This is a genomic window from Streptomyces sp. NPDC002306, assembly GCF_053593435.1.
Genome location: NZ_JBSFCK010000003.1, coordinates 570668 through 583221 on the forward strand (window position 1 = coordinate 570668; position 12554 = coordinate 583221).

A 12554-nucleotide genomic window follows, 5' to 3' on the forward strand; every position below is an offset into this window, starting at 1 on the left:
GCCGTTCCCGGGCAGAACGCCCGCGCCGACCCATGGATGTGCCTTGCCCAGGTTCAGTGTCATCGTCCCCGTGTACAAGGTTCAGGCGTACCTGCACGAGTGCCTGGAGTCGGTGCTCTCGCAGTCGTATCCGGATCTCGAACTGATCGCGGTCGACGACTGCTCCCCGGACGCCTGCGGTGCGATCATCGACGAGTTCGCGGCGCGCGATCCTCGGGTACGACCGCTGCACCTGCCGGAGAACCGGGGCCTCGGCGGGGCCCGCAACGCCGGCCTGGAGCAGGCGACGGGCGACTACCTGGTCTTCCTGGACTCCGACGACACGCTCACCCCGGACGCGCTGTACGCGATCGCCGACCGCGTCAAGGAGACCGACGAACCGGACGTCCTGGTCTACGACTACGCGCGCACGCACTGGTCCGGCGAGACCGTCCGCAACAAGGTCGCCGCCGAACTGACCGAGCGGGGCCCGGCCCCCTTCCTGCTCGCGGACCGCCCGGGCCTGCTCAAGGTGCTGATGGTGGCCTGGAACAAGGCCTACCGGCGGGACTTCGTGGCGCGCGAGGGGTTCCTCTTCCCGCCCGGCTACTACGAGGACACCCCCTGGACCTATCCGGTGCTGATGGCGGCGCGGTCGATCGCGACCCTCGACCGGGTGTGCGTGCACTACCGGCAGCGCCGGCAGGGCAACATCCTCGGCACCACCAGCCGTCGGCACTTCGATGTGTTCGAACAGTACGACCGGGTCTTCGCGTTCATCGAGAGCCGTCCCCAGCTCTCCTGCTGGCGGCCGCTGCTGTTCCGGCGCATGGTCGACCACTTCTCGACGGTGTTCACCCGGCCGGGCCGGCTGCCGCGGGCCGCCCGGGCCGAGTTCCTGCGCAGGGCCCGCACCCGGTACCGCCGCTACCGCACCCCCGGCGCGCCCGTGCCGCTCCGCTCCCGGCTGCGTCACGCCCTGGTCGGGCTGGGCCTGCACCGCACCTACCGGGTGCTGCAACGGGCGATGACCGTGCGCCGCCGCGCCGCCAAGCTCGCCAGCCGGCTGCTCAGGGCCCTGCGGGCGGCTTCCCTCCAGCTCCACTACCGGATCCAGCTCCGTCTCCCCCTGCGTGCCGACCGGGCCGTCTTCGCCGCCTACTGGGGCCGCGGCCACGGCTGCAACCCGGGCGCGCTGGAGGCCGCCTTCCGCACCCACGCCCCGCATATCCGCACGGCGTGGATCGCCCGCCCCGAGCACCACGCCACGATCCCCCCGGGCACCCGCCGGCTGGTCCCCGGCTCGGCCGCCTACTGGACGGCGCTGGCCCGCTCCAGGTACCTGGTCAACAACGTCAACTTCGACCGGCGTCTGGTCAAACGGCGCGGCCAGGTCCATGTCCAGACCCAGCACGGCACCCCGCTCAAGCACATGGGCCTCGACCTCCAGGAGCGTCCGGCCGCCGCCCGCGGCCTGGACTTCGCGGCGCTCCTCGCAGGCGTCGACACCTGGGACTACGTCCTGTCCGCCAACCGGCACACCACGCTGACCTGGGAGCGCGTCTATCCCGGCGGCTACACCACGCTCGACTACGGCTATCCCCGCAACGACGTGCTGCTGCGGGCGACGGCGGCGGACGTGGCCCGGCTGCGCGCGTGCCTCGGCATCCCCGAGGACGCGGTGGCGATCCTGTACGCCCCGACCCACCGCGACTACCGCGTCACCCAGCGCACCTCGCTCGACCTGGAGCGCGTCCTGCGCCGCCTGGGCCCCCGCTACGTGATCCTGGCCCGCGCCCACTACTGGCAGGACGGCCCGCTCACGGCGGGCGCCCGGACCGGCGAAGCCCCGGCCGCGGGCACCCTGGCGGGCGGCGGGCGGGTCATCGACGTCAGCGGCCACCCGAGCGTCGAGAGCCTGTGCCTCGCCTCGGACGCGCTGGTCACCGACTACTCGTCGGTCATGTTCGACTACGCCAACCTGGACCGGCCGATCGTGATCCACGCCGACGACTGGGAGGCGTACGAGGCGGCCCGCGGCACCTACTTCGACGTGCGGGCCTTCCCGCCGGGCGCGGTCGCCCGCAGCGAGGACGAGCTGATCGACATCTTCGCGACCGGCCACTGGCGCGGCTCGCGCTCCGCCCAGCTGCGCACCGCGTTCCGGGAGCGCTTCTGCCCGTACGACGACGGACGCGCCGCCGAACGGGTCGTGCGCCATGTGGTGCTGGGCGAGACGGCGGGGCTGCCCGCGGTCGTGCCGCTCCACGAGCGCCGGCCGGCGCCGTCGGCCGCGAGCGCGCCCGCCCGCTCCCCGCTCGCGACCGTGCCGCCGCCCTCCGGACCGCTTCCCGTCACCGAGAGCCACTGAACACCGTTTGCGTCACAGGGAGTTCGCATGCCCCACGGCACCTCGCGGCCCACCCCGACCCGGCCGTCCACCTGGCGGCCGACCGGACGGCCGGGCCGTACCGGTACGGCCTGAGCACCAGGACCTACAGAGAAAGAGCAGAATGCCCCGCTTCAGCATCATCGTCCCGTCCCATGGGGTCGAGGGCCGGCTGTCCCTGGCGCTGGACTCGGTCCTCGCCCAGTCCTTCGGCGACTTCGAGCTGATCCCGGTGTGCGACGCGCCCGACGCCCCGGGGGCGGACGTCGCCGTCGGGTACGCCGAGCGGGACTCGCGGGTCGCCCCGGTGCACTCGCCGCCGTCCGCCGGTCCGAGCGGGGCGCGCAACACCGGGACGCGGGCGGCGACCGGGGCGTATCTGCTGTTCCTCGACGGCGACGACGTCCTCGTGCCGGGCGCGCTGGCCGCGCTGGCCGACCGGCTGGACGCCACCGGTGACGTGGACGTCCTGTACTTCGAGCACGAGCGGACGCCCTGGTGGGAGGGCGAGCCGACCCGTCCGGCCGGGCCGCTGCTGGCGCGGGCGCCGGCGGAGGCCTTCGCCCCCGGACAGGCGCCCGAGGTGACCGGCGTCCCGCTGCCCGCGTGGAGCGCCGCCTACCGCAGGGCGTTCCTCGCCGAGCACCGGCTCGCCTTCCCCGACGGTCACTTCACGGACGTGGGCTTCGGCGGCCTGGTCACGGTCGCGGCACAGCGGATGGCGGTGCTGCGCGCGGTGGTCGTACGGCATCTGCTGCGCCGGCAGGGCAGCCGGCTGAACCAGCCGGGCGCCCACCACTTCGACCTGCTCGACCAGACGGAACTGGTGCTCACCCGGGCCGCCGAGCAGGGGCTGTCCGGCGCGCGGTCGGGGGCGCTGTTCGAGCAACTGTTCGCGGCGGTGCTGAGGGCGGCGGCCCACCCCCGGCGGCTGCCGTCGAGGAAGCGCGCCTTCTTCCGCCGGGCGGCCCGGCTGTACCGACGCCACCGCCCGGCGGGTTTCCGCGCGCCAGGGGGCAGCCTGGGGGTCCAGCACCGGCTGCTGGCGGCGGGTGCGTACACGGCGTTCCGGGCCCTGCGCGGCGCCAACCGGGCCGCGACGAGCGCCGCCGGAAGCGTCCCCCGCCCCCGCGGGCTGCGCACCCGGCTGCGCTATCGCGGGCAGCTGCGCCGCCCCCTCGACCCCGGCCTGGCCGTGTACTGCGCCTACTGGGGCCGCGGTTACGCGTGCAGCCCGGCCGCGATCCACGCCAAGGCCCGCGAACTCGCCCCGCACATCCGCTCGGTGTTCCTGGTGGAGGCCGACCAGGCGCACGCGATGCCGAAGGACGTCGACCACGCCGTGATCGGCAGCCGCCGCTACTGGGAGGTCCTGGCCCGCGCCACGTACCTCGTCAACAACGCCAACTTCGCGGAGGGCGTGGTCAAGCGCGCGGGCAGCGTGCACGTGCAGACCCAGCACGGCACCCCGCTGAAGAAGATGGGCGTGGACCAGTCGACGTACCCGGTGGTGGCCGCGGCCACCGGCAGCTTCGCCAAGCTCCTCGGCCGCGTCGACCGCTGGGACTACAACCTCTCCTCCAACCGGCACTCCACCCAGATGTGGGAGCGCGCCTTCCCCGGTTCGTACGAGGCCCTGGAGTACGGCTATCCGCGCAACGACGTCTACTGCACCGCGACCGCCGAGGACGTGGCCCGCGTCCGCCGCGAACTCGGCGTCCCGGAGGGCCGGACGGCCGTGCTGTACGCCCCGACCCACCGCGACCACCACACCGGCTTCGAACCGGGCCTGGACCTGGAGGCCTTCTGCGAGGAGGCCGGCGAGGACGTCGTGGTCCTGCTGCGCGCCCACTACTTCTACGACCGGGGTCGCGGCGGCGGCACCGGCCGGGTCATCGACGTCACCGCGCACCGCTCCTCGGAGGACGTCTGCCTGGCCGCCGACGCGCTGATCACCGACTACTCGTCGATCATGTTCGACTACGCCAACCTGGACCGGCCGATCGTCGTGTACGCCGACGACTGGGAGGTCTACCAGGAGACGCGGGGCGTCTACTTCGACCTGCCGGCCGCGCCGCCGGGCCCGGTGACCCGCACCCCGCAGGAGCTGGCGCGGGTCTTCCGCGACGGCTCGTACGCGGGCCCGGCGTCACGGGCGCTGCGGGCCGCCTTCCGGGAGCGCTTCTGCCAGTTCGACGACGGCCGGGCCGCCGAGCGGGTCGTGCGCCGGGTGCTGCTCGGCGAGCCGCCGCAGGCGATCCCGCCCGTGCTGCCGCTCGCGGAGCGCGTCCCGGCCCCCGCCGCCGCCCCCCTCGTAAGGAGCTGACCCCGCAGTGCCCCGCTTCAGCGTCATCATCCCCTGTTTCAAGGTGCAGGGTTTCCTGCGCGAGTGCCTCGACTCGGTCCTGGAACAGTCGTACCGGGACATCGAGGTGATCGCCGTCGACGACCGCTCCCCGGACGGCTGCGGAGCGATCCTCGACGAGTACGCGGACCGCGACCCGCGCGTCACGGTGCTGCACCTGCCGGAGAACGTCGGGCTCGGCCGCGCCCGTAACGCCGGGACACCCCTGGCGACGGGCGACTTCCTCTTCTTCCTCGACAGCGACGACACGCTCACCCCGGGCGCGCTGCGCGCGATGGCCGACCGGCTCGACGAGACCGGCGACCCGGACGTGCTGGTCTTCGACTACGCGCGCACCTACTGGTGGGGCGGCACCCGGCGCAACGTGCTCGCCCAGGTGCTGGCCGACAGCGGCGAGGGCACCTTCACGGTCGCCGAACACCCGGAGATCCTGGACCTGTTGATGGTGGTCTGGAACAAGGTCTACCGCCGGGAGTTCGTGGCGAAGAACGGCTTCGAGTTCCCGCCCGGCTACTACGAGGACACCCCCTGGACCTTCCCGGTCCTGCTCAGCGCGGGGCGGATCGCCACCCTGGACCGGATCTGCCTCAACTACCGCCAGCGCCGCCAGGGCAACATCCTGTCCACCACCAGCCGCAAGCACTTCGACATCCACGACCAGTACGAGCGGGTGTTCGCCTTCGTCGACTCCCGTCCCGAACTCGCCTCCTGGCTCCCCTACCTGCACCGCAAGATGGGCGAGCACTGTCTCGACATCCTCGCCAAGCCGGACCGGCTGCCGGAGGCGGACAAGGCGGAGTTCTTCCGGCGCACGGCGCAACTGCTGCGCAGGCACCGGCCTGCGGGCGCGCCGATGGACGGCGAACTGCGGCTGCTGACCGGCGGCTACCCGGCCTACCTGCTGAAGCGGCAGGCCGGGCGGCTGGGCCGGGAGCTCGGGCGGCGGGCGCTGCCGGTCCGGAGGGCGGCGGCCGGGCGGCTGGAGCGGGGGTGGTCGGCGCTGCACGCCCGCCGTCCGCTCGACCCCGGCCTCGCCGTGTACTCGGCGTTCTCGCACCGGGGCGTGCTGGGCGACCCGGCGGCCGTCTACCGCAAGGCCCGCGAACTCGCCCCGCAGCTGCGCGGGGTGTGGGTGGTGCGCGGCGAGGAGGAGGCGGCGGACGCGGCGCTGCTCCCGGAGGGCGTGGAGTACGTGTTCCTCGACTCGCCGCGCTATCGCGCGCTCACCGCGCGGGCCACGTACTTCGTCAACAACGTCAACTGGCCGGGCACGCTGGCCAAACGCCCGGGCAGCGTGCACATCCACACCCACCAGGGCACCCCGCTGAAGTACATGGGGGTCGATCTGCTGGGCAAGCCCGGCGCCCGGCACGGCTTCGACGTGCCGCAGATGCTGCGCCGAGCCGACCGCTGGGACCACAGCCTGGTCGCCAACCGGCACTCCGAGCTGGTGTGGCAGCGGGCGTACCCGTGCCACTTCGCGTCCGCGCGCACGGGCAGCCCGCGCAACGACGTCCTGGTCGGCGCCGGTCCGGCGGCGGCTGCGGCGGCCCGTGCCCGGCTGGGCCTCCCGCCGGAGCACACGGTCGTGCTGTACGCGCCGACCCGTCGCGACTACCGGCGCGGCGGCCACGTCGACCGCGTCGACCTGGCCCGGTTCGCCGCCGACCTGGGCGCGGGCCACACCCTGGTCGTACGGCTGCACCCCTCGCTCGCCACCGGCCCGGCGCGCGGGCTGGGGCTGGCGGACCTGCACCGGCGCGGGGTGCTGGTCGACGCGACGGACGAGCCGCACGTGGAGGACGTCATGCTCGCCTCGGACGTGCTGGTGACCGACTACTCGGCCCTGATGTTCGACTACGCCAACCTGGACCGGCCGATCGTCGTGCACGCCGACGACTGGGACGCGTACACGGCGAGCCGGGGCGCCTACTTCGACATCACCGCCGATCCGCCCGGCCATGTCTCCCGCTCCTACCGGGAACTGTCCTGGCTGCTGGCCTCGGGCAGTTGGCGGGACGAGGAGTCCACCCGGCTGCGGACGGATTTCCGGGCCCGGTTCTGCGCGTACGACGACGGGCGCGCCGCCGAACGCGTCGTCCGCACCCTGATGCTGGGCGAGTCCATGCCCCCGGCGTCCGCCCCGGCCCTCGTGCCCGGACCGGCCGCCGGGCACGACCTGTTCGCGTCCTCGTGAGGCCGCGCAGCTGGGTCCTGGTCCTGGCCGCCGTCTTCGCCGTGTGCCAGCTGGCGAACGTCACCGGCCGGGACACCCCCGACACCAAGAACTACCTGTCGTACGCGCTGAGTCTGGGCGGTGCGGACAAGCACACGGCGGCGGCCGCGACCATCGACTACGCCTGCGCGGGCAGGGCGTCGGCGGCGGCCCGCAGGCAGAGCGTGGACGTCCTCCACTTCCACCGGCCGGATCCCACCGCGCGGGCCCTGGCGCGGTGCCGGGCCCGGGAGTGGCGGGTCGTCGGGGGCCGGCTGGCGGCCGGGCAGACCGGCGGCCACACCGTGCCGTACATGTCGCAGCGGTTCATGCGGATCTTCGAGGTACGGCCCGGCTACCCGCTGTTCCTGCTGCCGTTCGTCACGGTGTTCGGCGTGACGTGGGGCGTGTGGGCGGCGAGCGTCGTCGTCACGGTCGCGGGCGGTGTCCTCGCCTTCCTGGTGCTGCGCACGCTGCGCGCCCCGACGGCCCTGTGCCTGACCGGACAGGCCCTGTTCTACGTCCTGCCGTGCGGGACCACCGCCATGCGCCCGATGACCGAGGGCCTGCTGCTGGCGCTGACCCTGGCGGCGGTGTGGGGCTGCGCGCTGGCCCTGGACGGCCGGGTGCGTACGGGGACGCTGCTCGTCGGCGGCGCGCTGGCCGCGCTGTTCACCGTGAAGCACTCGCAGTCGCTGTTCCTGGGCCTGTGCCTGGCGGCGGCGGGCGCGGCGGTCGGCGTACGGCGGCGGCGGGCGGGTAGGCCGTTCGGACGCGGCCTGGTGGCGGTCACGGCGGCGGGGTGCTGCGGTGCGCTCGGGACGCTGCTGCTGGCCGGGGCGCTGCGCTACCCGTCCGAGTCGGAGAGCCTCCAGGACCTGCTCACCGGGCACTTCTCACGGCCGGACCGGACCCGTCCATGGCCGGAGTTCCTCCAGCTCCAGTCCGGTTTCTGGGTGGAGTGGCTGCGCCGGCAGCTGTGGGAGCCGCTGTTCGTGGCCGCGCTGGCCGCGGGGGCGTGCGGGGCGCTGCGCCGGCGCCGGGCCTTCGGCTGCCTGCTGCTCGCGGCCTCGGCCACCGGTGTCCTCACCCAGGCCGGGCACCCCGACATCACCATCTGGGGCGACCGGCTGATCGTGCTGGCCTGGCTGCTGCCGGTGGTCGGGGTTCCGCTGCTGCTGGAACCCCTCGTACGGAGGCCGGTCGTCGTGCCGCTCCAGGACCGGGCCGAACCGGCTCACTCGATGAGGTGACGGTCGGTAGGGCCGTCGAGCCCGGCGGGAAGGTACGGCCAATGCCCTTCATGTCACCTTGTGCCCCCGTGTCGGTCCGGTGAGCGCCGGCGCTCTCGTCCGGCGGCCGGTGCGCGGAGCCACCGCGCTGCGCGGCGGCCACCGCCGGCGTCCGACCCCGTACCAGGTGTTCGGCTTCCTGTTCTGGCTGGTGATGACGCTCGCGTACTGGCGGGTCCCGCTGTGCTGCGACGCGGGCCAGCACGCGGCGGTCGTCGAACGCCTCGAGGCGCGTCTCCTGGACCCGCGCCACCCGATGGCGGACCTGCCCGGCGCGGGCAGTCCGTACTACTCGCCGTACGCCGTCGCCCAGGGCGTGTTCGCGCGGCTGACGGGGCTGTCCGGCTGGGAGGTGGTGAAGCTCGCCGGGCCGGTGAACCTGGTGGTGCTGCTGACCGGCATCGGCCGTTTCGTGCGCGCGCTGAGCCCCCGGCCGTGGGCGCCGGTGCTGGCGCTGGCGTCGATGACCTTGCTGTGGGGCACCGAGCGGGCCTGGTGGAGCGGCTACCTCGGGCTGATGTCGATGACCGGCACCCTCGCCTACCCGTCGGCGTTCGCGACCGGACTCGCCTTCTGGGCCTGGTCGCTGACGGCCGCGCGGGCCCGGGACACCCGGCGGGTGCGCTTCGTCGGCCCGAGCGGACTGCGCGGTCTCGCCGGGTACGCGGGGGTCGGCGCGCTGTTCGGGGTGATCCTGCTCGTCCATCCGATCACGTCGGTGGCGGCGGTGCTGGGGGCGGTGGCCTGCGTCGCCGGACTCCAGCGGGGATGGCGGCCGGCCGTGGCGCTGCGGTGGGCGCTCGCGGGCGCGGTGGCCCTGGCCCTCGCGGCGTCCTGGCCGTACTTCGACGTGTTCGCGCTGGCCGGGGACGGCAGCGTGGACGCGATGCACCGGCGGCTGTACCTGGACCTCGGGGGGCACTTCTGGCTGGCCCTGCTGGGACTGCCGGCGCTGTGGCTGCGGGCCCGCCGGTCGTCGTGGCGTGATCCGCTGGTGCTGATGTTCGGGCTGGACTGCCTGGTGGTGGCGTACGGCTGGGTCAGCGGGCACTACACCTACGGCCGGATCCTCGGGCTGACGCTGGTGGGGCCGCAGTTCGCGCTGGCGGTGGAACTGGCGGCGGCACGGCCGTGGCCGGTGTGGCGCAGGGCGCTGGGCGCGGTGGCGGCGGCGGGCGCCTGCGTCGGCTTCCTCACCGTGCAGGCGGGCGCGGTGATCCCCGGTTCGCTGGACCCGGTGGGCTTCGCCCAGCCGCCGCACTGGCCGAGCTACCACTGGGCCGCGCGGCACATCGGTCCCGGCGAGGTCGTGATCGCCGACGGCTACTACGCCGTCCACGCGATCGCGGGCTACGGCCCGAACCTCGCCGCGCCCGCGTGGCCCGACGCGTCCCTGGACGAGCGGGTGCGGCTTCGCCGGATCGCCGACGTCCAGGCCTACCTCTCCCCGTCCGCGACCCGCGCCGAGCGCTCCGTGATCGTCCGCCGCTACCACGTGCGCTGGCTGCTGCTGACGCGCTGGCGCACGGTGCCCGAGGAGGCGGTGGTGGTGGCGTGGAGCCGGCGGACGGGTGAGGTGCTGGCGCGGGTCGGCGGCTGAGAGCCGACCCTCGGGGCGGCCGGGGGACTACTCGATGACGAGGTCGACCGGGATGTTGCCGCGCGTGGCGTTGGAGTAGGGGCAGACCTGGTGGGCCTGCTCGACCAGCTTGCGGCCGACACCCTCGTCGACACCCTCGGGCAGCTCCACGCGCAGGGTCACCTTCAGGGCGAAGCCCTCGCCCTGCTTGACGAGGCCGACCTCGCCGGTGACGGTGGCGTCGCTGACGTCGACCTTGGCGGCACGGCCGACCAGGCCCAGGGCGCTGGCGAAGCAGGCGGCGTAACCGGCGGCGAAGAGCTGCTCCGGGTTGGTGCCCTGGCCGTTGCCGCCCAGCTCCACCGGCGGGGCGAGCTGGATGTCCAGCTTGCCGTCGGAGGAGACGGCACGGCCGTCGCGGCCGTGGGTGGCGGTGGCGACGGCGGTGTAGAGCGCGTCCATGGAAAACCATCCCTCTCGAAGTCATGTTCCGGCGGCCCGGTCCGGCCGCCCTCACGACCACAAGTAGAGCACACAACTCAGTTGTGCACAACTGAATGACTCGCAAGGGCTATTCTGGAGCCATGACGCCCACCCAGACGCCCCACACCGAGGCCGGGGAGAACTGGCTCCGCCTCGACCGCCAGATCTGCTTCTCCCTGCACGCGGCCTCGCGCGCCTTCAACGGCGTCTACCGCGTGATCCTCAAGGACCTCGGACTCACCTACCCCCAGTACCTCGTGATGCTGGTCCTGTGGGAGGAGGGCGAACTTCCCGTCAAGAAGCTGGGCGAGCACCTGCGCCTCGACTCCGGCACGCTGTCCCCGCTGCTCAAGCGGCTGGAGACGGCCGGTCTGGTCACCCGGGAGCGCAGCGCGCGCGACGAGCGCTCGGTGGAGGTGCGGCCGACCGGCCAGGGGCTCGCGCTGCGGGAGCGGGCCCTGCTGGTGCCCCAGCGGATCGCCACCGCCACCGGCTTCGAGATCGACGAGATCCTCGAGCTGCACGAGCGCCTCGACCGGCTCACCACGGCGCTGGACGCGGCATCGCTGGAGGAGACGCCGGACTGCGGGTAGGGCCGCTTGTCCCGGGCGGTCGCACCCCGGCCCGCGGGACCCCCAGCGGTCCGGCCCGAGGCGCAGGGGCCGGCAGCGGCCCGAGCAGGGACGCGCGGCGCACGTAGAGGCGCAGGGTGACTCCCGTGCGGACGTACTCCCGCCGGGGCTCGCGCGGGACGAAGTCCTCGGTGACGACGGCGAGCTTGAGCCGCTCGGCCGGGTCGTCCGGACGCCAGGACGAGCTCAGGGCGTACGACTCGGCGACGACCCAGAGCCGGTCGAGGCCGTCCAGCCTCTGGCGCAGCACCGACGGGCCGACCTCCCGCCCGTACAGCGTCCCGGACACCGGCCCGGACGCCTTCAGCGCGATGTCCCGCGCCCGCCGGAACCCCTTCGGGTAGGCCATCGCCGAGCGCCGCCCGATGGACGGCAGGAACACCACCGGGTCCCCCGGACCCAGTTCCCGCGCGGCGACCGCGGAGACGGCGGCGAGGTTGTCCGGGCGGCTCGCGGGGGTGCGGTCCTGGCGGTACAGCGGCAGCTGCTGGGCGAAGGCGAGGACGATGGCCAGGACGCCCGCGAGAGTGACGGCCAGGGCGCCGGCCGGTGTCGCGGCGCGCGGCAGGGACCTCAGCAGGCGGTCGGCGCCCGCGGCCACCAGCAGCGGCGCGCCCGCCAGCGCGTACAGCACGTAGCGGTCGTCGTAGACCGGCCGCACCTGCGACACGGCCATCAGGGTCAGCGGCGGCACCACCGCCAACGGCAGCGCCACCCGCACGAGTTCCGAGCGCCGGCCCGCCGCGAGGGCCACGACGGCGAGACCTACGCACGCCCAGTACACCCCGTCCGCCGGCCCGGTGAACTCCCGCAACAGCCGTTCGGCCGTCCCCGTGCCCGGCACCGGAAGCCACGCCACCTGGGCGGCCTGCCGGCGGGAGACGAGCACCAGGGGCGCCACGACAAGCAGCACCGCGCCGGACGCGGCCGCCCAGCGTCCCCACACCCGCCGCGGGACCCGCCACAGCGCCAGGGTCACCGCGTGCGCGAGGAGCAGCAGCACCGCCAGCTCGTGCAGCAGGCAGGTGACCGCGACGACGGCCGCGTACGGCCACCACGGCCGCCCGGCCACGGCCTTCGTCAGCCACAGGGTCGCCCCGGCCGCCCCGGCCGCGACCAGCGCGTACGACCGGCCCTCCTGCGCGTAGTGGCCGACCAGCGGGGTGACGGCGTACAGCAGTCCGGCCCAGAGGCCGACCCGTGGCCGGGCCAGTCGGGCACCGAGCGCCGCGACCAGGCCGGCCGCGACGGCCGCGCCGACGACCGACGGCAGGCGCACGACGACCTCGTCGGCGGCCTCGCCGGTCGCGCGGACGCCGAGGACGACATGCATGAGCAGGTAATACAGGCCGTGCACCGCGTCCACGCCGTGCAGCAGCCGCCAGATCTGCGGCACCGAACGCCGGGCGACCTGGAGCGTGACAGCCTCGTCGCGCCACGCGCCACCACGGTCCAGGCCCCACAGACCGACCGCGAGCATGACGGCGGCGGGCACGGCCACCGCCACCACACCGGCCGCGCCGCTCCTCGTACCTCTCGGCTTCCCGTTCCACACGTGACCGATTTTGTGCTATTAATCAATGCTTCTTGGCTATTGACGGCGTATCGAAGCATATGCGG

General features: G+C 74.1%; 8 protein-coding genes. 6 read left to right on the forward strand and 2 right to left on the reverse strand.

What is annotated here, in order from left to right:
• Nucleotides 1–43 precede the first annotated feature (43 nt).
• The 5 genes from ACWCQK_RS10140 (at nt 44) to ACWCQK_RS10160 (ending at nt 9840) form a co-directional block, all read left to right on the forward strand.
• Nucleotides 44–2350, forward strand: coding sequence for a bifunctional glycosyltransferase/CDP-glycerol:glycerophosphate glycerophosphotransferase (locus ACWCQK_RS10140; protein WP_451153851.1), 2307 nt, complete (start codon nt 44–46; stop codon nt 2348–2350).
• Between the two features lie 142 nt (nt 2351–2492).
• Nucleotides 2493–4694 carry a bifunctional glycosyltransferase/CDP-glycerol:glycerophosphate glycerophosphotransferase gene (locus ACWCQK_RS10145; protein ID WP_451153853.1) on the forward strand — a complete coding sequence of 734 codons (2202 nt, stop codon included), beginning with the start codon at nt 2493–2495 and terminating at the stop codon, nt 4692–4694.
• Nucleotides 4695–4701: 7 nt separating this feature from the next.
• A complete protein-coding gene (locus ACWCQK_RS10150) occupies nt 4702–6930 on the forward strand; it encodes a bifunctional glycosyltransferase/CDP-glycerol:glycerophosphate glycerophosphotransferase (protein ID WP_451153855.1) in 2229 nt (742 codons plus the stop codon).
• Entirely contained in the window at nt 6927–8201 is a 1275-nt protein-coding gene (locus tag ACWCQK_RS10155) for a hypothetical protein (protein ID WP_451153857.1), read from the forward strand. The genes ACWCQK_RS10150 and ACWCQK_RS10155 overlap by 4 nt, the downstream gene beginning before the upstream one ends.
• 79 nt (nt 8202–8280) lie before the next feature.
• A complete protein-coding gene (locus ACWCQK_RS10160; protein WP_451153859.1) occupies nt 8281–9840 on the forward strand; it encodes a hypothetical protein in 1560 nt (519 codons plus the stop codon).
• A gap of 27 nt (nt 9841–9867) precedes the next feature.
• On the opposite strand, the gene ACWCQK_RS10165 is transcribed toward ACWCQK_RS10160, so the two are convergent.
• Complete coding sequence (locus tag ACWCQK_RS10165) at nt 9868–10281, reverse strand: organic hydroperoxide resistance protein (protein ID WP_451153861.1); 414 nt, start codon at nt 10279–10281, stop codon at nt 9868–9870.
• A 122-nt stretch (nt 10282–10403) separates the two neighbouring features.
• Between ACWCQK_RS10165 and ACWCQK_RS10170 the strand changes: the two genes are divergently transcribed.
• The gene (locus ACWCQK_RS10170; protein WP_451153863.1) at nt 10404–10895 is read left to right on the forward strand and encodes a MarR family winged helix-turn-helix transcriptional regulator; all 492 of its coding nucleotides are present in this window, start codon (nt 10404–10406) and stop codon (nt 10893–10895) included.
• Here ACWCQK_RS10170 and ACWCQK_RS10175 read toward each other — a convergent pair.
• Nucleotides 10843–12489, reverse strand: a complete 1647-nt coding sequence (locus ACWCQK_RS10175; RefSeq protein ID WP_451153865.1) for a glycosyltransferase family 39 protein — start codon at nt 12487–12489, stop codon at nt 10843–10845. The two genes, ACWCQK_RS10170 and ACWCQK_RS10175, sit on opposite strands and share 53 nt — an antisense overlap.
• Nucleotides 12490–12554: the final 65 nt, after the last annotated feature.

Excerpts from the sequence above, each read along its gene's own strand:
- ACWCQK_RS10145 (WP_451153853.1), top strand. The coding sequence starts at position 2,493 with ATGCCCCGCTTCAGCATCATCGTCCCGTCCCATGGGGTCGAGGGCCGG.
- ACWCQK_RS10165 (WP_451153861.1), bottom strand. The coding sequence starts at position 10,281 with ATGGACGCGCTCTACACCGCCGTCGCCACCGCCACCCACGGCCGCGAC.
- ACWCQK_RS10170 (WP_451153863.1), top strand. The coding sequence starts at position 10,404 with ATGACGCCCACCCAGACGCCCCACACCGAGGCCGGGGAGAACTGGCTC.